A 21,390-nucleotide genomic window follows, 5' to 3' on the forward strand; every position below is an offset into this window, starting at 1 on the left:
CCCCCCCCCCCCCCCCCCCCCCCCCCCCCCCCCCCCCCCCCCCCCCCCCCCCCCCCCCCCCCCCCCCCCCCCCCCCCCCCCCCCCCCCCCCGCGCCCGTACCCGTGTCACCCGCGGGCGTGTGCCCGCTCGAACGCCGCGAACGCGGCCTCCTGGCGCCATTCCAGGCGCGCCCTGGCGCTGCCGGCGAGGAGCCGCCGGCAGGCCGCGCCGCGCACGGGCCGGCCGGGGGTCTCGGCGCGGCAGGACGCGACCGGGTGGTAGCCCCGCGCGGTGGGGTTGCCCTGCCACAGGCTGGCGCCGGGCAGGAAGGCGTACTGGAGGGAGGCGCGGGCCAGGTCCTTCAGCTCCGGGTAGCCGAGGCCGTAGGTGGCGGCGGCGTACTGGTACTCGTGGCTGATGTCGATGCGCGAGACGCCGGGGTCGTCGGTGGCGAGGACGACCGGGACGCCGTAGCGGCGGTACGTGGTGAAGGGGTGCTCGGCGCCCTTGACGCCGAGGATCTGCGCGTTGCTGGAGAAGGGCACCTCGACGGCGATCTGCCGGGCCGCCATGGTGCGGGCGGTGCGCTGCCAGTCGTCCTCGTGGACCAGGTCGACACCGTGTCCGACGCGCTCGGTGTGCGCGACGCCGACGGCCTGGGCGATATGGAACTTCAGCGCCTCGGGCTTGACCAGTCCGGGCCACAACTCGCCCGCGTGCAGGGTGACATGGGCCTTCGGGTACACGGTGCGCAGATAGCCGACCATGCGCATCTGGAGGCTGTAGTTCGCCAGCGAGCTGTCCCAGTCCTCGGGCTGCACCAGGTTGACGGCGACGAACCGCGGGTCCGCCTCGGCCAGTCGCATGCCGAGGTCCAGCTGGGTGAAGACCCGCACCGGTGAACTGCCGCGGGACGCCTGGGAGATCCAGCGGACGGTGAGCCCGCAGGCGGGCCGGGCCCGCGAGGTGCCGCAGTGCTCGGTGGCGCGGAACTCGGCGTCGCCGTCGTCGGCCTCCTTGCGGGCGCTTGCGACGAGCTGGTCCAGCTTGCCGCCCGCGGCCAGCTTGCGGTGCAGGGCGGCGAGGTCGGCGTCCCAGCCCACCTGGTCGGCGAGTTGCTTGGCGCCGTCGGAGGCGGGGGTGACCATCGTCTCCAGGTACGACTGGTTGTTGGCCACGACCGTGTCGGCGACCTGCGCGAGCAGCTTGCCCCGGTGCCGCCAGGTGACCTCGCCGAACTTGCCGAAGGTGTCGAAGAAGTGGTCGTGCCCGTTCTCGCCGGGCGGGAAGTCCTGCATGGACCAGGCGCGCACGATCGCCTCGTGGAAGGCGCGGTCGGTGCGGGCGTCGGCGGCGGGGCGGGTGCCGGGGCCGCAGGGCGGGGCGACGGCGGTCATCGTGGCGTCGACGCACAGGCCGTCCTCGGCGGCCAGTTCGACGAGGTAGTCCGTGTTCACCGCTCCGGAGAGGTGGTTGTGCAGGTCTCCGCCCTTGGGGAGCTGCCGGAAGAACGCCCGCAGGGCCGCGGGCCGGTCCTTGACCGAGCGGAGGTAGGCGTCGGTGCGCGCCTCGGCGGCCGTGACCGGCCGGGACGGCGGCGCGGCGGGCCGGGCCGCCGGGCGCGCGGGCTGCGCGGCGGCGGGCAGGGCGGACAGCAGGGACAGGACGCTGAGGGTGCCGAGCACGGCCGGAACGACCCGGCGCGGTACGGCATTTCGGGTGTGCAGACTCACAGGGGCATGATCAGCGAAGGAGTACGGCGGTGGGTGCGCGACCGGCGCATACCGGCCGGAGAGCACCCGTGCGGGTGACGCATCCGGTTCCCTGTCCGGTAACGGACGGTGCGGGCGGCGCGCGAGGGGCCGGGGAGCACCGGGGTGGCATGCCGGGCGGCGGCGCGGGTAGTCGCGCTTGCGAACGTCGTACAGGCGACTTACCAGGAGGCCGACCCCATGCTGATGGCACACCCCGCTGTACTGAAGGACCTCATCGCCCAGTACGAGACCCTCGCGCTGCTCGGCGCGGAGGAGAGCACTCCGGGGGCGCGGCAGCGGCTCGCGGACATCTCGTACACGCTGTGCGTGGCCACCGGGACGCGGGATGTCGACATGGCGCTGATCGCGGCACGCCACCGGCTGTCCGGGGCCCGCCCGGAGGACGACTCCCTGCTCCAGGGTCCCGCCCCGGCCGTCGCCTGAGGCCGGAACGCGGGACCCGGGCGCGCGGCTGCCCGGTGCGATCACCGGCCCGCGTCCTGCAACACGCGGGACTTGGGCGCGCGGCTGCCCGCGCCGGCGCCGCGCCGTCCCACAGCCGGCGGCTCCCCCCGCCGCGCTCCCCCGAACTCGCGGGCTCCCGCTTCTGGTCGGCGGGACCTACCGGGCGGTATACAGAACCGGTCGATCGCGTGAGGGCCGCTCGAAGGCGCCGCCGTCCGCGCTGAGTACCGGTTCCATGGGGGGAACGATGACGAACGACAGGCGTCCGGCGGACGGGGCGAGAGCCCGGCGGCGGCCGGCGGTGCTGGCGGCGGCGGTGGCCGGCTGCGCCCTGGTGGCCGCCGCCGCGACACCGGCCGCCGCGCACCCGGCGGGCCACGGTCGCCGCCTCGCGTACGTGGCGCTGGGCGACTCCTACACCTCGGGCCCCGGCATACCCACCCAGGTGGACGCCAACTGCGCCCGCTCCGACCGGAATTACCCCTCGCTGGTGGCGCGCCGGGCGGGGGCGACCGCGTTCACCGACGCCAGTTGCTCGGGCGCGACGACCGCGCAGATGTGGCAGGCGCAGGGCACCAACCCGCCCCAACTGGACGCCGTGTCACGCCACACGGACCTGGTGTCGCTCCAGATCGGCGGCAATGACGTCGGGTTCGGCACCATCATCGCCACCTGCGCCCGGCTCGGCGCGAAGGATCCGGCGGGCAACCCGTGCCAGCGTGCCTACGGGGCGTCCGGGCAGGACGCGTTGGCCTTGGCGGTGCGGCAGACCGCGCCGAAGATCACCAACGTGCTGCGGGCCGTGCACGCGCGGGCGCCGCACGCCAGGGTCCTGCTCGTCGGCTACCCCGATCTGCTGCCCGACGACGGTGTGGGCTGCTTTCCTCAAGTACCGTTCGCGCAGGGCGACTTCGCCTATCTGCGGGACACCGAGAAACGGCTGGACGCGATGCTGCGGACGGTGGCCGCGCACCATCGCGCCGCGTACGTGGACACCTATGGTCCAACGGTCGGCCACGACATGTGCAAGGCGCCCGCCAACCGCTGGATCGAGCCGCTCCAGCCGGCCGCTCCTGCGGCTCCCGCGCACCCCAACGCGCTGGGCGAGCAGGCCATGGCGGGGGCGGTCCTGCACCGGCTCGCGGGCGGCTCCGGACACCGCTGAGCCCCGCCGCGGCGGCCTCCACGCACCGCCGGAAGCCGCCGCGACCCGCGGCCGGGTAGGGGCCGTCGCTCAGCCGCCCAGCGCGCCGCGCACCACGCCCTGTGCCTCCTCCTGCACCCGCGCCAGGTGGTCCGGGCCGAGGAAGGACTCGGCGTAGACCTTGTAGACGTCCTCGGTGCCCGAGGGACGGGCCGCGAACCAGGCGTTCTCGGTGGTGACCTTGATGCCGCCGATGGCCGCGCCGTTGCCGGGCGCCTCGGTGAGCACGGCGGTGACCGGCTCCCCGGCGAGGGTGTCCGCGGTGACCTGGGCGGGCGACAACGTGCCGAGCAGCGCCTTCTGTTCGCGGGTGGCGGGGGCGTCGATGCGGGCGTAGGCGGGCTCGCCGAAGCGGGCGGTCAGGGCCGCGTAGTGCTCGGACGGGGTCTTGTCCGTGACGGCGGTGATCTCGGAGGCGAGCAGGGCGAGGATGATGCCGTCCTTGTCGGTGGTCCACACCGAGCCGTCCCGGCGCAGGAAGGAGGCGCCGGCCGACTCCTCGCCGCCGAAGCCGAGGTCGCCGCCGATCAGCCCGTCCACGAACCACTTGAAGCCGACGGGCACTTCGACCAGCCGGCGGCCGAGGTCGGCGGCGACCCGGTCGATCATGGTGGAGGACACCAGGGTCTTGCCGACGCCCGCGTCCGCGGACCACTGTTCGCGGTGCCGGTAGAGGTAGTCGATGGCGACCGCGAGGTAGTGGTTGGGGTTCATCAGGCCCGCGTCCGGGGTGACGATGCCGTGCCGGTCGGCGTCGGCGTCGTTGCCGGTGGCGATGCGGTAGGCGGCGCGCTGCTCGATCAGCGAGGCCATCGCGTAGGGCGAGGAGCAGTCCATGCGGATCCGGCCGTCCCAGTCCAGCGTCATGAACCGCCAGGTGGGGTCGGTGTGCGGGTTGACCACCGTGAGGTCGATGCGGTGCCGTTCGGCGATCCGGCCCCAGTAGGCGACGGAGGCGCCGCCGAGCGGGTCGGCGCCGATGCGCACCCCGGACGCGCGGATCGCGTCCAGGTCGAGGACGCTCGGCAGGTCGTCGACGTAGGTGCCGAGGAAGTCGTAGCGGCCGGTGGTGTCCGCGGCGAGGGCGCGGGTGTACGGCAGCCGTCGTACGTCCTTCAGGCCGCCGGTGATGATCTCGTTGGCGCGGTCCTGGATCCAGGAGGTGGCGTCGGAGGCGGCCGGGCCGCCGCTCGGCGGGTTGTACTTGAAACCGCCGTCGGCGGGCGGGTTGTGCGAGGGGGTCACGACCACGCCGTCGGCGAGCCCCGTGGTGCGGCCCCGGTTGTGGGTGAGGATGGCGTGCGAGACGGCGGGGGTGGGCGTGTAGCCGTCCGCGCTGTCGATGAGCACGGTCACGCCGTTGGCCGCGAACACCTCCAGCGCGGTGACCCGCGCGGGCTCCGACAGGGCGTGCGTGTCGGCGCCCAGGAACAGCGGACCGTCGATGCCCTGCCCGGCGCGGTACTCGCAGATGGCCTGGCTGGTGGCGGCGATGTGGTCCTCGTTGAAGGCGCTCGCCAGGGCGGAGCCCCGGTGCCCCGAGGTGCCGAACGCCACCCGCTGGGCCGGGTCGGCCGGGTCCGGGTGCAGCGCGTAGTACGCCGTGACCAGCCTCGCCACATCGACAAGATCCTCGGGACCGGCCGGCCGGCCGGCTCGCTCGTGCGCCATGAGTGCGTTCCTCCGCATCGGTTTCGGTCACTCGCTGACGCCCATCTTTCCTCGTCAGGGCGCTGCCACGCGAGTCCGCGCGGACCGGGGCGGCGTGACCGCGCCATGTTCGCCGCGCGCGGTACGGCCGCGCGCCGCGCCGCGGGCTCCGCCGGCCGCGCGGCGCGGCACGCGACGCCCCGTCAGCCGATGTGGTAACTGTCGCCGTACACCTTCCAGTCGAGCGGCGTCTTCAGGTCGAGGTTGCCCTTGCGCAGGAAGACCCGCTGCTCGGTGTCGACGCGGGTGGTGTCGCTGTGGGCCTCCTCCTGCTTCATCGCCCAGACGCGGGCGTCGAGGAAGGCGTTCAGGTACGCCGTCTCGTCGCCGCCCTGCGCCGGGGGCTTGGCGGTGCGCAGGGCGCGCCCCCGGATGTTGCGGAAGCTCGTGGGGTCGTCGCCGTCGCCGTGCATCACGATGGCGTCGTAGTAGCAGAACTGGCCGAGGGCGCGCAGTTTGTCGGTCTTGCCCCGGGCCACGGCGGGGTCGAAGTAGACGCGGTCGCGTTCGTCGTCCTGGCACTTCTGGAACACCGCGTCCTGCGCGGCCTTGCGCCAGTCCTTGGGGAAGTCGGGGTCGAGCCCGGCGTGCGAGTCGCTGCCGTTCACCTTGCGCAGCGCGGGCAGGTACTTCGCGAGGACGTTGCCGGGCTTGCGGTCGGCGTAGAGCTGGACGAGGTCGAGCATGTCGCCGGTGCCGGAGCAGAAGCCGATGATGCCGGCGGTGTAGCCGCGGCCGTCGCCGATGTCCTCGATGTACGTGTACTGGGCCTTCCAGTCGAGCGAGGAGTTCTCCGCACTCGACACCAGCTTCATCGCGATCTCCTTCTCCGCGGGGTCGTCGAGGCCGGCCGCGGTGGCGGCCTGTGCCGCGGTGGCGCGCGGGATGCCGAGCGCGGCACCGGCGGCCACGGCGCCGAGCGCGGCGACGAGGGTCCGGCGGGAGAGTCGGGCGGGGGCCGCTGATTCGCGGTGTGCGTGCACCACTGGGGCTCCAAAGAAGGGTGGGGGGCGGCCAGTTGGGCCAGCACGAAGGCGCTGCGCGTACTGGTAGGAAAGTTTCCTATCAGAACCGGGAGCGGCCGGTAACCCGGCCCGCGTGAACTTCGTAGGATCGGACAGTCCCGCACTCAGAAACGGCATCGCTCAATTCGATCCGGCTGCGCGATTGGACTTATGGATCACCTCGGCGCAGGGTGGACGGACCCCCCTCGCACCTCGGGGGCACCCGTACCGCACCACCCGGAGATCACCCGATGACCTACGTCGCGGACCCCGCTCGCTACGACGGCACCATGCAGTACCGGCGCACCGGCCGCTCGGGCCTGGACCTGCCGGTCCTGTCCCTGGGCTACTGGCACAACTTCGGCGACGACCGCGCCTTCGAGACCCAGCGCGAGATCGCCCTGCGCGCCTTCGACCTGGGGATCACCCACCACGACCTGGCGAACAACTACGGCCCGCCCTACGGCTCGGCGGAGGCCAACTTCGGCCGGCTGATGCGGCGGGACCTCGCGCCGTACCGCGACGAGCTGGTGATCTCCACCAAGGCGGGCTGGGACATGTGGCCGGGCCCCTACGGGCAGGGCGGCGGCTCCCGCAAGTACCTGCTGGCCTCGCTGGACCAGTCGCTGCGCCGGATGGGCGTGGACTACGTGGACATCTTCTACTCCCACCGGCTGGACGCGAGCACGCCGCTGGAGGAGACGATGGGCGCCCTCGACACGGCCGTGCGCCAGGGCAAGGCGCTCTACGTCGGCATCTCCTCCTACGACGCCGAGCGCACCCGGCAGGCCACCGCGATCCTGCGCGAGCTGGGCACCCCGCTGCTGATCCACCAGCCGTCGTACAACATGTTCAACCGCTGGATCGAGACCGAGGGCCTGCTGGACGTGGCACAGGAGGAGGGGTTCGGGGTCATCGGCTTCACGGCGCTCGCCCAGGGGCTGCTGACCGGCCGCTACCTGGACGGCGTGCCGGCGGACTCGCGGGCCGCGCGCGGCGCGTCGTTCGACCGCTCCTGGCTGACCGAGGACGTGCTGCGCCGGCTGCGCGCCCTGAACGGCATCGCCGCGCGGCGCGGGCAGACCCTGGCCCAGCTGGCGCTCGCCTGGGCGCTGCGCGACCGGCGGGTGACCTCCCTGGTCATCGGCGCCTCGCGCACCGAGCAGCTGGAGCAGAACGTGGCCGCGCTGGAGAACCCCGACTTCACCGACGAGGAGCTGGCCGAGATCGACACGTACGCCACCGACGGAGGGGTCGACCTGTGGCGCGAGGCCCGGCTGGGGAATCTGGATTGACCCCTGGCGATGTGACGCACATCACAGAAATGAAGGATAAATAAGACTTAATCTGGCAACTCGGACATCCTTACGACTCCCTCACACCGCAAGGAGCCGCTCGCCGCATGGTGCACGCAGCCCGTCCCAGCCACGTCCCGCCGCCCCGTCCGGACCTGAGCCGCGCTCGCGACTGCGAACGCTGCCTCGGCTGGGGGACCATCGTCAGCCGCGACGGCGAACACGAGCTGTGCCCCGGTTGCCAGGCGGGCCCCCGGTAGCACCGGGGGCCCGGCCCGCCGCGGACCCGTACCGTTGAGACATGGCCGCCCCTCCGCTTCCGGGACCACTGGCCCATCTGGCGCCGCTGCTCGGCCACTACGGCTACTGGGCCGTGGGGGCCGTGATCCTCGTGGAGGACTTCGGCATCCCGGCACCCGGCGAGACGATCCTGCTCGCCGCCGGGGTGTACGCGGGCGCGGGTGAGCTGGACATCGTGAAGGTGGCGCTCATCGCGTTCGCCGCGGCCGTCATCGGGGACAACATCGGCTATCTGATCGGCCATTACGGCGGGCGCGCCTTCGTGCACCGCTGGGGCAAGTACATCCTGCTGACCCCGAAGCGGTTCGCGGCCGCCGAGGAGTTCTTCACCCGGCACGGCGGCGCGATCGTCACCGTGGCCCGGTTCATCGAGGGCCTGCGCCAGGCCAACGGCATCGTCGCGGGCACCTCGGGCATGCACTGGCGCCGCTTCCTCGCCTTCAACGCCCTCGGCGCCGCCCTGTGGGTGGGCCTGTGGACCACCCTGGCCTATCTGGCGGGCAGCCATATCGACGCGGTCTACGAGCAGATCAAGCGCTACGAGATCTACGTCCTGGTGGCCCTCGCGGTCCTGGTGCTCGCGCTCGTGGCCCGCCATGTCGTACGGCGGCGCCACGAGCGCTGAGCCGGTCAGGAGGGGCGCGCCGCCCCGCGCGTCGGCTCCTTGGGCGCGGTCCGGTCCCCGCCGCCTCCCGGCGCCTCGCCGGCACGCTCGTGGCCGCCGCGCAGCGCGGAGGCCACGGCGGAGACCAGGGCCATGCCCGCGGCCACGCTGAAGACGATGGTCAGGCCGTGGTGGAAGGGGCCGGAGACCAGTTCGGGGAAGAACGTGTGGCCGGTCAGGGTGGCGCGCTGGGCGGCGGTCAGGTGGTCCAGGGTGCCGCCCGCGAGCAGATGGCCGATGGGGTTGTTGCCGAGGAACGTCGCGAACAGGGTGCTCACCGGCGGCAGCGAGGCCACCTGGTGCGCGGTCGCGGCGGGCACGCCGTGGGCCGTCAGGCCGCTGCTCAGCGTCTTCGGCAGGGTCGCGGCGAGGCCGGAGACCATCAGCGAGAAGAACACCCCGATGGACAGGGCGGTGCCCGAGTTCTGGAAGGTGGAGCGCATCCCGGAGGCCACGCCCCGGTACCTCGCCGGCACGCTGCCCATGATCGAGGAGGTGTTGGGCGAGGAGAACATGCCCTGGCCCAGCCCGTTGAGCAGCAGCAGCGCGGCGAACGGGCCGTAGTCGAAGTCCACCGGCAGGGCCAGCAGCCCGAGGAAGGACCCGGCGACCACCAGCAGCCCGGCGGTGGAGAAGATCCGGGCGCCGAACCGGTCGGAGAGGTAGCCGGAGACGGGACCGGCGAGCAGGAAGCCCAGGGTGAGCGGCAGCATGAAGATGCCCGCCCACAGCGGGGTGTCCTCGAAGTCGTAGCCGTGCAGCGGCAGCCAGATGCCCTGGAGCCAGATGATCAGCATGAACTGGAGCCCGCCGCGGGCGATCGCGGTCAGCAGCGCGGCGAGGTTGCCCGCCGCGAAGGCCCGCACCTTGAACAGCGAGAGGTGGAACATCGGCTCGGCGACCCTGGTCTCCACCACGCAGAAGACGAGCAGCAGGCAGGCGCCGCCGATCAGCCCGGTGAGGACGAGCGGGTTGGTCCAGCCGGTGGGGTGGCCGCCGTAGGGCTGGATGCCGTAGGTGATGCCCGCGAGCAGGATGCCGGCGCCCGAGGCGAAGGTGAGGTTGCCGAGCCAGTCGACCCGGCCGCGCCCGCCGGCCGCCGTCTCGCGCAGGCTCAGGTACGACCAGAGGGTGCCGGTGACGCTGATCGGGACGCTCACCCAGAACACGGCCCGCCAGTCCACGGCGGCCAGCAGACCGCCGGCCAGCAGGCCGAGGAACTGCCCGGCGAGCGCGGTGATCTGGTTGATGCCGAGCGCCATGCCGCGCTGCCGGGAGGGGAAGGCGTCGGTGAGGATCGCGGCCGAGTTGGCGGTGAGCATGGAGCCGCCGAAGGCCTGCACGATCCGCCACAGGATCAGCCACAGCGCGCCCGCCCCGGCCCGGAACGGGTCCAGGGACAGCGCGATGGAGGCGACGGCGAAGACCAGGAAGCCCAGGTTGTAGATCCGCACCCGGCCGAACATGTCGCCGAGTCGGCCGAGCACCACCACCAGCACGGCCGACACCAGCAGGTAGCCGAGGATCATCCACAGCAGATAGCCGATGTTGCCCGCGGCCAGCGGGTCCAGGCCGATGCCGCGGAAGATGGCCGGCAGCGAGATGATCACGATGGAGGCGTCCATCGTGGCGATCAGGACGCCGAGCGTGGTGTTGGACAGGGCGACCCACTTGTAGCCGGGGCCGGGCGGTGTGGCCCGCTGCCGGGCCGAACGGGCGAGGAGCCGGGCGCGTATGCCGCCCTCGGGCGCGGCGGCGTTCACAGCTGTTCCGCCAGTCGGTCCAGCAGGGGCAGCACGTCGGCCAGTGCCTGCCGCTCGCTCGGGGTGAACCCGTCCAGGGCGCGGGCGAGGCGGTCGGCGGACTCGGAGCGGCGCCGCTCCAGCACGGCGCGGCCCTCCTCGGTGATCGCGATGATGGCCCGGCGCCGGTCGGCCGGATCGGGCGCCCGGCTCACCAGGCCCCGCTGCTCCAGAGCGGCGAGGGTGCCGGCCATCGCCTGCGGCCGCACCCGCTCCAGCTCGGCGAGCGCGCCCGGCGAGTCCGGTCCGCTGCCGGAGAGCCGGGCCAGTACCGAGGCGCCGGAGAGGGTGAGGTCGCCCACCGCGTGCGCCTGGCGCAGTCTGCGCACGATCCGGCCCATGGCGAGCCGGAGCGCGCCCGCGAGCGCGCTGGTCCCGGCGCCGGGGGCCGGGTCGGCGGCCGTCGCCACCACGTCGTCTGTTGCCACGTCCATGATTAGTAACAATAGGTTTATCAGTCTGGGCTGTACAACCAAAGGCGAGTAATCGGTTTGGGGCGCGTCCCAGGGGCAAACCGAAGGGCGAACGGACATCGCGAACACGTTGGGATGGGAGACTCCGATGGCAGGCAACCAGAAGGCGAAGGGCAAGGCGGAGCAGGCCAAGGGCAAGGCCAAGGAGGCCATGGGCCGCGCCGTCGGCAACGAGAGCATGGAAGCCGAGGGCCGGATGGAAGGTGCCAAGGGCGACGCCCGGCAGGCCAAGGAGAAGGCCAAGGACACCTTCAAACACTGAGGCCCGCCGTCGGCCATGGCGCTGACTCGGACGAGCGATTCCAGCGGGTTCCGGGAATCCACCCCAGCGGATTACCGGGGCCCGCTGTCGCGTCCGGGACCGGCGGTGGGCAGGGATTCGTGTGCAACCGGAGGAATCCCGGTGCACGTCCCCTTGATCGACGGACCAGCGGGTAGCCGAGCTGAGGACGGCACGTTTCTTCACACGCTCGCAGGAAGGGACCCCGAACCCCGGAGGGAAAAGGGCGACGAGGTATGGACATCTCGCTGAGGACGCACCCGACGACGCAGGAGCCGGGCTACAGGCGCACCTGGGACACCGGCACGTGCAGCAGCGCCGACGCGCGTGACGCCGTCGCCGCCCTGCTCGCCGCGGCGCGCCCGGCGCCGGTGCGGCGTTCGGTGCAGGACGCGCAGCTCGTGGTGAGCGAACTGGTGACCAACGCGGAGAAGCACGCGCCCGGCCCGTGCGCCCTCAGCCTGGAGCTGAGGCCCGGCGCCCACGCGCTGCGCATCTGCGTGACGGACACCTCCGCCGAGCCGCCGCGCCCGCGCCCGCCCGACCCCGGACGGGTCGGCGGCCACGGTCTGCATCTGGTGACGATGCTCTCGCGCGACCTGGAGGTGACGGTGCTGCCCGAGGGCGGCAAGCGGGTCGCCGCGACGGTCCCGCTGGTGGCCGAGGGCACCGGCGCACGCGACGACGGCTGACCCGCCTCACGGGACGCCGATTCACGCCGCAGGCAGTCGAGCTGCACTGTCCGCGGCCGGGTTCACGGCACAGGCCGTAGAACTCTCGCCGGAATGGACTGATTTCACGGTACGACCTTCCGAACTCCCGCTGCATACAGCCGAGTTCACGGCACGGACTTTGCCTCATACGAAGCGCGCCGCTCCCCTCACACCACGGCCGCCGAAGCGTCGGCCGTCGCCCAGTCCGGTGGGGTCTCGCCGTCCACCACGAACTCCAGCAGGACGGGACCCGGACGGGTGAGCACGTCGGCCCAGACGGAGGCGACATGCCGGGGGCGGTCGCAGCGTACGGCCGGCACTCCGGCGAGGCGGGCCCACTCGGCGTACGGCATCGCGGGGACCTCGGCCGAGAGCGGGATCAGCGGATCCCCGGCGGCGGCCCGGCGCTGCCAGGTGAGCCGGTTGAGGTCGCCGTTGTTCAGCACGCAGAACACGAGCGGCGGCAGCTCGCCGAGATGGCCCAAATGGCGCCGGACGGTGATGAGTTCGTTCAGCCCGCCGCTCTGGAAGGCCCCGTCCCCCACGAGCGCGATCACGGGCCGCTCGGGGGCCGCGAACTTCGCGGCGACGGCGTACGGGACGGCGGCGCCGGGCAGCCCGAGGTGGCCCGAGAGCAGGGAGCGCATGCCGTTGCGCAGCCTGAGGTGGCGGGTCCACCAGTCGAGCGCGGTACCGGAGTCGGTGACCACCACGGCCCGGTCCGGCAGCCGCTCGGAGAGTTCGGCGACGACCGCGCGGGGGTTCACGGAGGTGCCGAAGTACCGGCCGGCCCTGGTCCGCCCCTCGGCCCGCCAGTCGCGCACCGTGTCCTCCACATGGGTGCGCCAGGCGCGGTCGGTGTTCCGGCGCAGCAGCGGGATCAGCGCCTCCAGGAACGCCGGGGGGTCGCAGCTCACGCGCACCTCGGTCGCCGACGAGACGTCACCGGACGCCGCGACGGCCACCGCGCGCGGGGGCTCCTCGGGCTCCACCGCCACGATCCGGCACCGGGCGCGGTCGGGCAGCACGGCGGGGTCCAGGTCCTCCGCGCCGACGAGCAGCAGCGTGTCGCACTCCTGAAGCAGCGTCGCGGCGGCGGTGCTGCCGAGCGGCCCCGCGACGCCCGTCTGGTACGGCAGGTCGTCGGGCAGCGCGTCCCGCGCGAGCGCGGTCACGGCCACCCCGGCGCCGAGCAGCGCGGCCACCCCCGCCGCCTGCGCCGACGCCGCGCGCCCGGCGTTGCCCACGAGCACGGCGGGGCGCCGGGCCGCGTCCAGGACGGCGGCGGCGCGGCGGAGCAGGCTCTCGTCGGGCGGTCGTACCGGCGCGGGTCGCGGGCTGTCGTCGTCGGCCGGTGCGTCCGGTGCCGTCGCCGTCAGCACCTCGCGCGGTACGACGACACTGGCGACGCCCCGCTCGGTGAGCGCCGCCCGGACGGCCCGGTGCAGGGCGTCGGGCAGTTGTTCCGGCCGGGAGACCGGTTCGCAGAACACGGACACCTCCGCCAGCCGGCGCAGGGCGAGGCCGCCGTCGTCCCCGCCGGCCAGCGCGAGCACCGGTGCCCGGTCGGCCGCCGCGTCGTACAGGCCGGCCAGCAGTCGCAGGGCGCCCGCGCCGGGCGGGGCGAGGCAGCAGCCGAGGCGGCCGGTGAGCTTGGCGTGGGCGCAGGCCATGAGGGCGGCGGACTCCTCGCCGCGCGCCTGCACGAACCAGGGGGCCCCGGCCCGCGCGGACCGGGGGGCTGCCAGCTCCCGGACCAGCGGGTCGAGCGCCAGGCACGGCACGCCGTACACCCGGTCCACGCCCGCGCCCCGCAGCCGGGCGGCGACGACCTCGGCCATGTTCCCCACAACGTCCTCCTCGCACTCGGCGCACTCGTCCGGGCCACCGGGTAGCCCCGCGCCGACCCGCGCAAACGGGCGCACGGATGGCGGACGGCGCCGTTTCGGACGCGCGGAGTGCGGGCACCCGTGCCAGGCTCGGGAGAGGGCACCGAGAGTGAGCGACCCGGCACACGGGCGGAGGGCGAGCACGCAGTGGCGGTCTCGGAGGAACAGCGGGCGTCCCGGCGTGCGGGACGCGGCGAGCGTCTGGTGCGGGCGCTCGACGAGCGGCTCCCGGTCTCCGCCGCGGGCCGGGAGTTCCTGCGCAAGGCGTTCCCGGACCACTGGTCTTTCCTGCTGGGCGAGTTGGCGCTGTACAGCCTGATGGTGCTGGTGCTCACCGGGGTCTGGCTGACCTTCTTCTTCCGCCCGGACATGACCGAACGGCCGTACACCGGCTCCTATCTGCCGCTGCACGGCGTGCTGACGACCGAGGCGTACGCGTCGGTGCTGCGGATCAGCTTCGAGGTGCGCGGCGGGCTGCTGCTGCGGCAGACGCACCACTGGGCGGCGCTGGTGTTCGTCGGCGCGATCGGGGTGCATCTGCTGCGGATCTTCTTCACCGGGGCGTTCCGGCGCCCGCGCGAGGCCAACTGGACGGTGGGCGTGACGCTGTTCCTGTTCTCGCTGCTGGAGGGCTTCTGCGGCTACTCGCTCCCCGACGACCTGCTCTCCGGCACCGGGCTGCGCACCGCGCAGGGCATCGTCCTGTCGATCCCGGTGGTCGGCACGTACCTGTCGTTCTTCGTCTTCGGCGGCCAGTTCCCCGGCCACGCGATCATCCCCCGGCTGTACGTGACGCACATCCTGCTGGTGCCGGGCCTGCTGCTGGCGCTGCTCGGCGTGCATCTGACGTACGTCGTGGTGCACAAGCACACCCAGTGGGCGCGGCCCGGCCACACCAACCGGAATGTGATCGGCAAGCCCCTCTTCCCGCAGTACACGGCCAAGTCGGCGGGCCTGTTCTTCATCCTCGCGGGTGTGCTGACGCTGATGGGCGCCCTGTTCCAGATCAACCCGATCTGGTCGTTCGGACCGTACCGCGCCGACCATGTCTCGGTGGACTCGCAGCCCGACTGGTACGTGGGCTACCTGGAGGGCGCGCTGCGGCTGATGCCGGGCTGGGAGACGGATGTCGCCGGGCACACCATCGTCTGGGACGTGCTGCTGCCGGGTGTGCTGCTGCCCGCGCTCCTCTTCGTCATCCTGTACGGCTATCCGTTCTTCGAACGCTGGCTCACCGGTCCCCTCCCGGAGCAGCATCTGTGCGACCGGCCGCGCAACCAGCCGACCCGTACCGCGCTGGGCGCGGCGGCCGTCTCGGCGTACGCGGTGCTGCTGCTCGCGGGCGGCCAGGACGTGCTGGCGTACCGGTTCGGGCTGCCGATGGACTACGTGACCCGCTGGCTGCGGACCCTGCTGTTCGTCGTGCCGTTCCTTACCTATCACGCCGTCAAAAGGGCGTGTCTGGGCCTCCAGGCCGCCGACCGGCGCCGGTTGCTGGACGGCGCGGCGACCGGGGAGGTGCGGCGCACGGCGGGCGGCGGGTACGAGGAGGCGCACACCCTGCTGCCGCGCGAAGAGGCGTACCGCATCCTCGTGCGCGAGGTGCCCCGGCCGCGCGCCGAGGGCACCGAGGTCTGGCGCTGGTTCCGCCGGCACCGGCTGCGCAACGCGCTGAGCCGCTGGTACTTCGCGCGGAGCGTGGAGATGCCGGCCACGCCCTGGGAGCGGCGCCGCGTGGCCGCGGTGCGGGCCGCGCCCGGCGAGGTACCCGAGGAGGAGTCGTGAGCAAGGAGGCATGCCATGAGCGACGGCCCTGAGGTCCGCGGGAACCAGTGGTACGGCCCCCAGCCGGACGTGGCCGGCGCGGCCGGCTATCCGGACGCGCCGCCGCGGATGGGGTTCTTCACCGACACCTCGGTGTGCATCGGCTGCAAGGCCTGCGAGGTGGCCTGCAAGGAGTGGAACGCGGTCCCGGAGGACGGTCTGGAACTGACCGGGATGTCCTACGACAACACGCAGGGCCTGGGTGCCGACACCTGGCGGCATGTGGCCTTCATCGAGCAGCGCAAGCCGTTCGGCGGGCAGGAGCCCGGTGTCGGCCACGAGGACACGGACGTCTTCGCGGCGGCCGCGCGGCTGGGCACCGGCCCCGCCTCGCCGGGCCCCGGCGCCACCGCTCCCCCGCCCGGCCGGGCCCCCGAGGGCGCTCCCGCCGGGGAGATCTCCCCGCTCGCCCCCGACGGCCGTACCGAACTGCGCTGGCTGATGTCCTCGGACGTGTGCAAGCACTGCACGCACGCGGCCTGTCTGGACGTGTGCCCCACCGGGGCGCTGTTCCGCACCGAGTTCGGGACGGTGGTGGTGCAGGAGGACGTCTGCAACGGCTGCGGCTACTGCGTGCCCGCCTGCCCCTACGGCGTCATCGACCAGCGCGAGGGCGACGGCCGGGTGTGGAAGTGCACGCTGTGCTACGACCGGCTGGGCGTCGGCATGGAGCCCGCCTGCGCCAAGGCGTGCCCGACGGACTCCATCCAGTTCGGGCCGCTGGACGAGCTGCGGGAGCGGGCGGCGGGCCGGGTGGCGCAGCTGCACGCCGCCGGGGTGACGGACGCCCGGCTGTACGGGGAGGACCCGGCGGACGGGGTCGGCGGTGACGGCGCGTTCTTCCTGCTGCTCGACGAGCCCGAGGTCTACGGGCTGCCTCCGGACCCGGTGGTCACCACACGGGATCTGCCCGACATGTGGCGGCACGCGGCGCTGGCGGCGGTGACGCTGGTGGGGCTCGCGGTGGGCGGCTTCGCCGGCCGGTCGAGGAGGACGCGATGAGCGGAACGGATGCGGGCCGGGGCGGTGCCGGGGGCGGGCGTCCTGGCCGGCAGGCGCCGACCGGGGCGTACGCGGGGCGGCGCCGGCGGCGGCGCGGGCGGGGCGAGCAGCCGATGGTGCCGGACGCGTCCTTCTCGTCGTACTACGGCAAACCCGTGCTGAACAAGCCGACGTGGAAGGCGCTGGACATCGCGGGCTACCTGTACCTCGGCGGTCTGGCCGGGGCCTCCTCGCTGCTGGCGGCGGGGGGCGAGCTGACGGGCCGGCCGGGGCTCGCGGCACCGGCGAAACTGGGGGCGGCCGGGGCGATCTCGCTGTCACTGGCCGCGCTGGTGCACGATCTGGGCCGCCCGCTGCGGTTCCTGAACATGCTGCGGGTGTTCAAGCCGACCTCACCGATGAGCGTGGGCTCCTGGCTGCTGGTGGGGTACGCGCCGCTGACCATGGCCGCCGCGGCCACCGAAGTGGCGGGCCGCTACCGGCTGCTGGGCTCCACGGCCGCCCACCTCGCGTCCCGGTACCGAGTATTGGGCTCGGCCGCTACCGCTGCCGCGGCGGTGCTCGGCCCCGCCGTGGCCACGTACACCGCCGTCCTGATCGCGGACACGGCGGTCCCCTCCTGGCACGAGGGCTACCGTCAACTCCCCTTCGTCTTCGCCGGATCCGCCGCGACCGCCGCCTCCGGTCTGGCGCTGGCCGCGGCGCCGGTCGCGCAGGCGGAACCGGCCCGCCGGCTGGCAGTGCTGGGCGCCGGTCTGGAACTCGGCGCCTTCCAGCTGATGAAGCGCCGGATGGGGATCACCGCCGAGCCCTTCGACCAGGGCAGGCCCCACATCCTGCTGCGCGCCTCCGAGGCCCTGACCGTCGCCGGTGCCGGTCTGGCCCTGCTCTCCGGCCGGCTGCGCGACCGCCGCGTGGCGCTGGCCGCCGGTGCCGCCCTGCTCACCGGCTCGGCGGCCCTGCGCTTCGGCATCTTCCACGCGGGCGTGGCCTCGGCCGAGGACCCGCGCTACACCGTCGTACCGCAGCGGGAGAGGCTTACCCGGCAAGGGAGTTGAGCCGGTCCGCCGGCTCCGGCAGCGAGGCGGCGGTGACATCGGGGGTGCGCCGGGTCGAGGGGTAGGGCGTGTGGGAGCGGCGCAGCCAGGCGGTGGCCAGGCCCGCGCGGGCCGCGCCGTCGATGTCCCAGGGGTGGACCGAGACGAGGAGGGCCGCGCCGGCGGGCACGTCCGCGGTGCGCAGCGCGTGCGCGTAGGCGGCGCGGGCCGGTTTCCAGTGGGCCGGGGTGTTCACGTCCAGGTGGGCCTCGAACAGGTCGGTCAGGCCGGCCCGGTCGAGGACGGCGCGGGTGGTGGCGGCGGTGCCGTTCGTCAGGGTGAGCAGGCGCAGCCCGGCCGCGCGCAGGGCGCGGACGCCCTCGGCGACGTCCGGGTGCGGGGGCAGCTGGGCCAGCCCGGCGAGGATGTGGTCCGCGGCCCGTTCCGGATCGGGCAGGCCCGCCTCGGCAGCCATGGTCCGCAGGACGTCCCGGCCGACGGCGGCGAAGGTGGCGTGGCCGCCGGCGAGTGCGAGGGCCACGCCGTCGCGCAGCACCTGAGCGAACCAGAGCGGCAGGAGGTGGGCGGGCAGGCCCGCGGCGGTGAAGCGGCCGGCGAGGGGGCTCAGGTCGGTGAGCGTCTCGTTGACGTCGAACACCACGACGCGGAGGTCAGCGGGCAAAAGGGTCACCTCCGGGTGCGGGCAGGGCGGCGCGGCGCGCCTCGCGTTCCTCGCGGTCGGCCCAGGACCAGGTGAGCGCCGCCGCCGTGATGCCGAGGGGCAGCATGCCGACGATCATGGCGAGTCCGGCCGCGGAGTGGCCCGCGGCGATGACGGCGACGGCGGGCAGGTCCAGGAAGGGCGCGGCGAGGAAGAGGTACAGGCAGCGGGCGGCGTCGTCCAGGCGGTGCCGGGTGTGCGCCAGCACCGGGAGCCAGAAGAGGACGGCGGTGCTCAGCAGCAGGGGTTCGGTGACGAGGGCGCCGCCGGGCGGGCGCGCTCCCGCGAGGTCGCCGAGGACGCTCCAGGCGTGGGCGAGGACCAGCAGGGGCAGGGCGAGCGGCGCGGGGAGGCTGATCCGGTGCCACAGCGGGGAGCGGCGCAGCGCGTGCACGGCGGCCGGGACGACGGCGGCCACCAGGAGCGCGGACCAGGCCATGCCGGTCACGGACATGGCCGCCATGTGCCCCATCGCCCTCACCGCTCCCGTGCCGTGGTGCCCCGCGCCAGCATCACCGCGGCGACGGCCAGCAGGGGGACGGCGACGACCAGCAGCCAGCGGCCGTAGACGAAGCAGAGGGCGACCAGGAGCAGGCCGAGCGCGGTGGGCAGGACGGCGCCCGCGCCCCGGTCCTGGACCCGGTAGCGCACATGCTGGTCGGGGCCGTTGCGGGAGGACAGCAGGACGGCGAGGGCGGCCAGTTGGAGAAGCAGCACGACCGAGCCCCACAGCCAGTAGACCATCGCGCTCTCGCCGTAGACCGCGAGGACGGCGAGCAGCAGGCCGTTGAGCAGTCCCCAGCCCGCGACCACGGCGGCGGACAGGTGCCGTTTCACGCCTCGCTCCTCTCCCGGCGCCGCAGGTCCAGCAGCGGCGCGAAGCTGGTGACGGGCGGCAGGGGCCGGTCCGCGGGGAAGTTGAGGCGCGGCGGCGGGGAGGTGGTGGCCCACTCCAGGGTGTGCGCCTGCCAGGGGTCGTCCCCGGCGGGGCGCGCCCGCCCGAGATGGCGACGGCGCAGGGTGCTCAGGAGGTTGACGACGAAGACGGTCATCCCGGCCGCGAGGAAGCCGGCGCCGATGGTGGCGAGCAGGTTCAGCGTGGCGAAGCCGTCGAAGGAGGCGTAGGTGGAGACGCGGCGCGGCATGCCGAGGTAGCCGAGGGCGAACATCGGCAGGAAGGTCAGATTGGTGCCGATCACCAGGAGCCAGAAGTGCCAGCGGCCCAGCCGTTCGTCGAGCAGCGTTCCGGTGACCTTGGGGAACCAGAAGTAGACGGCCGCGAACAGCCCGAACGCGCTGCCCGCGAAGAGTACGTAGTGCAGATGGGCCACGACGAAGTAGCTGTCGGTGACGTGGTAGTCGATGACCGGGGTGCCGACCATGATCCCGGTGAGCCCGCCGATCAGGAACTGCGGGACGAAGGCGAGCGCGAACAGCATCGGGGTGGTGAACCGCAGCCGTCCGCCCAGCAGTGTGCCGAGCATCCCGAAGTACTCCACGCCTGCGGGCACGAGCAGCGCGATGGACGTCAACGAGTAGTAGTCGTTGGCGACTTGGCCGGTGGCGAACATGTGGTGGCCCCACACGCTCATCGACAGCGCCGCGAACACCAGCAGGGACAGCGCGGTCCCCCGGTAGCCGAAGAAACGGCGCCCGGAGAACACCGCCAGCACCTCGGCGACGGCGGCGAGGTAGGGGAAGAACATCACGTACACGACCGGATGGCCGTAGAACCAGAAGATGTGCTGGTAGCCGATGTTCCAGGTGTTGTGCAGGAACACCGAGTCGTCGGCGCGGCCCACGGCGAGCAGGGTGAGCGCGGCGAGCAGCGCGGGGAAGGCGCCGATCACCATCAGGCAGGTGGCGATCATCGACCAGCAGAAGACGGGCAGCCGCAGCATGGTCATCTGGCGGGTGCGCCGGCGCAGCACCGTCCAGAGCACCGCCCAGCCCATCAGCAGGGTCCCGGTGACCGCGACGAAGACGCCCGCGATCCACAGGTCGGTGCCGGCGCCCGGCGAATAGGCGCTGTCCGAGAGCGGCGGGTAGGAGAACCAGCCGCCGGCGTGCGCCCCGGCCGGGGTGGCGAGCCCGGCGAGCATGGTGAGCGCGCCGAGCGCGTAGAGCCAGTAGCCGAGCAGGGTGAGGCGGGGCAGCGCGATGCCGGGGGCGCCGATCTGCAAGGGCACCAGGTAGACGCCCATGCCGAGCGCGAACGGCGTCATGACCATGTAGATCATGCCGGAGCCGTGCAGGGTGAACAGCTGGTCGTAGGCCTGGGCGGCGAGGAACGTCTCGTCGGGCCGGGCGAGTTGGCTGCGCATCAGCAGCGCGAAGACGCCGAAGACCAGCAGCAGGAGCAGGGCGGTGCCGACGGTCAGCAGGCCGATGCGCTTGTGGTCGGTGCTGGACACCCAGCCGAGCCAGCTGCCCGGCGGTACCGGCCGGCCCGCGTCGTCGCGCTGTGGTGCCGGGGGCGCGACGGTCATACGGCGGCCGCCGCGCCGTGCGCCCAGCGGTCGTACTGCTCGGGCGGTACGGCCTTGATCCAGAAGTCCATGGCGTAGTGCCGCTGCCCGCAGAACTCCGCGCACCGCCCGCGCCAGCGGCCGGTGTGGTCGAGGGTGAGGGTGAAGGTGTTCACATGGCGCGGGAAGGCGTCCGTCTTGTAGCGCAGGTCCGGCACCCACAGGGAGTGGATGACGTCCTTGGAGGTGAGCCGCAGCTGCACGGGGCGGCCGGTCGGCACGATGAGGGTGGGCAGCGGCTGTCCGTGGCAGTCGCCGGTGACCTGGCGGTGGGCCGGGGACTGCGGGTAGGCGAAGGTCCAGCACCACTGGAATCCGGTGACGTCCACGCGCAGCGGCCGGACGGCGGCCGTGTGCTGTTCACGGGAGTTCTGCCAGGCGGTCCAGGCGACCAGGAAGACGGCGAAGGCGGCGAGGGCGGTGACATAGCAGGCCTCGACGCGGGGCCGCTCGGTCCGGTCGGACGCGTGCGTGCGCCGTTTGAGCACGACCCAGGCCAGCAGGCCGAGGACGACGAGGAAGACGAGTCCGGCGATGGCCGACTCCAGGCTGAACACGGTTCCGAAGACCTGCCGCTGCTTCATCGCGCCGTCCCCCTCCTGCCGGGGCTCCCGCCCGCCATGCGCTCACTCCCGCCGTCGTATCCGTCCGGGGCCGTGCGGGTCGGACGGGAATCGAACCCGCCTGCCCACCCAGGGCCATGACAACCCGGACCTTACGGGCGCCCATCACGGTCCGTGGGCC

20 protein-coding genes are annotated in these 21,390 nt (G+C 73.4%); 9 read left to right on the top strand and 11 right to left on the bottom strand.

Annotation, left to right across the window (positions count from 1 at the left end; genetic code table 11):
* Positions 1–106: 106 nt before the first annotated feature.
* Positions 107–1,714 (bottom strand): adenosine deaminase family protein, encoded by a 1,608-nt coding sequence (locus AC069R_RS25765; protein WP_478769189.1) that lies wholly within the window; start codon positions 1,712–1,714, stop codon positions 107–109.
* Positions 1,715–1,933: 219 nt separating this feature from the next.
* Between AC069R_RS25765 and AC069R_RS25770 the strand changes: the two genes are divergently transcribed.
* Both AC069R_RS25770 and AC069R_RS25775 read left to right on the top strand, forming a co-directional pair.
* On the top strand, positions 1,934–2,179 hold the full coding sequence (locus AC069R_RS25770; protein WP_478769190.1) for a DUF5133 domain-containing protein: 246 nt from the start codon (positions 1,934–1,936) through the stop codon (positions 2,177–2,179).
* Between the two features lie 268 nt (positions 2,180–2,447).
* On the top strand, positions 2,448–3,365 hold the full coding sequence (locus tag AC069R_RS25775; protein ID WP_478769191.1) for an SGNH/GDSL hydrolase family protein: 918 nt from the start codon (positions 2,448–2,450) through the stop codon (positions 3,363–3,365).
* 69 nt (positions 3,366–3,434) lie between these two features.
* On the opposite strand, the gene pgm is transcribed toward AC069R_RS25775, so the two are convergent.
* Positions 3,435–5,075, bottom strand: a complete 1,641-nt coding sequence (pgm, locus tag AC069R_RS25780; RefSeq protein WP_478769192.1) for a phosphoglucomutase (alpha-D-glucose-1,6-bisphosphate-dependent) — start codon at positions 5,073–5,075, stop codon at positions 3,435–3,437.
* Positions 5,076–5,257: 182 nt separating this feature from the next.
* Entirely contained in the window at positions 5,258–6,100 is an 843-nt protein-coding gene (locus AC069R_RS25785; protein ID WP_478769193.1) for a chitosanase, read from the bottom strand.
* Positions 6,101–6,369: 269 nt separating this feature from the next.
* Between AC069R_RS25785 and mgrA the strand changes: the two genes are divergently transcribed.
* A complete protein-coding gene (gene mgrA / locus AC069R_RS25790; protein WP_478769194.1) occupies positions 6,370–7,413 on the top strand; it encodes an L-glyceraldehyde 3-phosphate reductase in 1,044 nt (347 codons plus the stop codon).
* Between the two features lie 301 nt (positions 7,414–7,714).
* On the top strand, positions 7,715–8,338 hold the full coding sequence (locus tag AC069R_RS25795; protein WP_478769195.1) for a DedA family protein: 624 nt from the start codon (positions 7,715–7,717) through the stop codon (positions 8,336–8,338).
* Between the two features lie 5 nt (positions 8,339–8,343).
* Here AC069R_RS25795 and AC069R_RS25800 read toward each other — a convergent pair whose 3' ends face one another.
* Both AC069R_RS25800 and AC069R_RS25805 read right to left on the bottom strand, forming a co-directional pair.
* On the bottom strand, positions 8,344–10,002 hold the full coding sequence (locus AC069R_RS25800; protein ID WP_478769254.1) for an MFS transporter: 1,659 nt from the start codon (positions 10,000–10,002) through the stop codon (positions 8,344–8,346).
* A gap of 134 nt (positions 10,003–10,136) precedes the next feature.
* The gene (locus AC069R_RS25805; RefSeq protein ID WP_478769196.1) at positions 10,137–10,613 is read right to left on the bottom strand and encodes a MarR family winged helix-turn-helix transcriptional regulator; all 477 of its coding nucleotides are present in this window, start codon (positions 10,611–10,613) and stop codon (positions 10,137–10,139) included.
* Between the two features lie 127 nt (positions 10,614–10,740).
* Between AC069R_RS25805 and AC069R_RS25810 the strand changes: the two genes are divergently transcribed.
* Both AC069R_RS25810 and AC069R_RS25815 read left to right on the top strand, forming a co-directional pair.
* A complete protein-coding gene (locus AC069R_RS25810; RefSeq protein WP_361683081.1) occupies positions 10,741–10,914 on the top strand; it encodes a CsbD family protein in 174 nt (57 codons plus the stop codon).
* A gap of 254 nt (positions 10,915–11,168) precedes the next feature.
* Positions 11,169–11,624 carry an ATP-binding protein gene (locus AC069R_RS25815; protein WP_478769197.1) on the top strand — a complete coding sequence of 152 codons (456 nt, stop codon included), beginning with the start codon at positions 11,169–11,171 and terminating at the stop codon, positions 11,622–11,624.
* Positions 11,625–11,812: 188 nt separating this feature from the next.
* Here AC069R_RS25815 and AC069R_RS25820 read toward each other — a convergent pair whose 3' ends face one another.
* Entirely contained in the window at positions 11,813–13,486 is a 1,674-nt protein-coding gene (locus tag AC069R_RS25820) for a thiamine pyrophosphate-dependent enzyme (protein ID WP_478769255.1), read from the bottom strand.
* 195 nt (positions 13,487–13,681) lie between these two features.
* Between AC069R_RS25820 and qcrB the strand changes: the two genes are divergently transcribed.
* Genes qcrB through nrfD form a run of 3 tightly spaced genes read left to right on the top strand, consistent with a single transcriptional unit; the run spans position 13,682 to position 17,418 of the window.
* Positions 13,682–15,319, top strand: a complete 1,638-nt coding sequence (gene qcrB, locus AC069R_RS25825) for a cytochrome bc1 complex cytochrome b subunit (RefSeq protein ID WP_478769198.1) — start codon at positions 13,682–13,684, stop codon at positions 15,317–15,319.
* 15 nt (positions 15,320–15,334) lie between these two features.
* Positions 15,335–16,360 carry a 4Fe-4S dicluster domain-containing protein gene (locus AC069R_RS25830; RefSeq protein WP_478769199.1) on the top strand — a complete coding sequence of 342 codons (1,026 nt, stop codon included), beginning with the start codon at positions 15,335–15,337 and terminating at the stop codon, positions 16,358–16,360.
* On the top strand, positions 16,357–17,418 hold the full coding sequence (gene nrfD / locus AC069R_RS25835) for an NrfD/PsrC family molybdoenzyme membrane anchor subunit (RefSeq protein ID WP_478769200.1): 1,062 nt from the start codon (positions 16,357–16,359) through the stop codon (positions 17,416–17,418). The genes AC069R_RS25830 and nrfD overlap by 4 nt, the downstream gene beginning before the upstream one ends.
* Here the strand turns inward: nrfD and AC069R_RS25840 are convergent.
* From AC069R_RS25840 to AC069R_RS25860, 5 genes are read right to left on the bottom strand one after another with little or no spacing between them, the layout of a single operon-like run.
* Positions 17,399–18,079: a haloacid dehalogenase type II gene (locus tag AC069R_RS25840; RefSeq protein ID WP_478769201.1), complete on the bottom strand. Its 681-nt coding sequence runs from the start codon at positions 18,077–18,079 to the stop codon at positions 17,399–17,401. The genes nrfD and AC069R_RS25840 overlap by 20 nt on opposite strands.
* Positions 18,069–18,581, bottom strand: coding sequence for a hypothetical protein (locus AC069R_RS25845; protein ID WP_478769202.1), 513 nt, complete (start codon positions 18,579–18,581; stop codon positions 18,069–18,071). The genes AC069R_RS25840 and AC069R_RS25845 overlap by 11 nt, the downstream gene beginning before the upstream one ends.
* 14 nt (positions 18,582–18,595) lie before the next feature.
* Positions 18,596–18,955, bottom strand: coding sequence for a hypothetical protein (locus AC069R_RS25850; RefSeq protein WP_478769203.1), 360 nt, complete (start codon positions 18,953–18,955; stop codon positions 18,596–18,598).
* Entirely contained in the window at positions 18,952–20,607 is a 1,656-nt protein-coding gene (locus tag AC069R_RS25855) for a cytochrome c oxidase subunit I (protein ID WP_478769204.1), read from the bottom strand. The genes AC069R_RS25850 and AC069R_RS25855 overlap by 4 nt, the downstream gene beginning before the upstream one ends.
* The gene (locus AC069R_RS25860) at positions 20,604–21,230 is read right to left on the bottom strand and encodes a cytochrome c oxidase subunit II (protein ID WP_478769205.1); all 627 of its coding nucleotides are present in this window, start codon (positions 21,228–21,230) and stop codon (positions 20,604–20,606) included. The genes AC069R_RS25855 and AC069R_RS25860 overlap by 4 nt, the downstream gene beginning before the upstream one ends.
* Between the last annotated feature and the right edge of the window lie 160 nt (positions 21,231–21,390).

It is taken from the genome of Streptomyces sp. NPDC043952 (assembly GCF_056435325.1).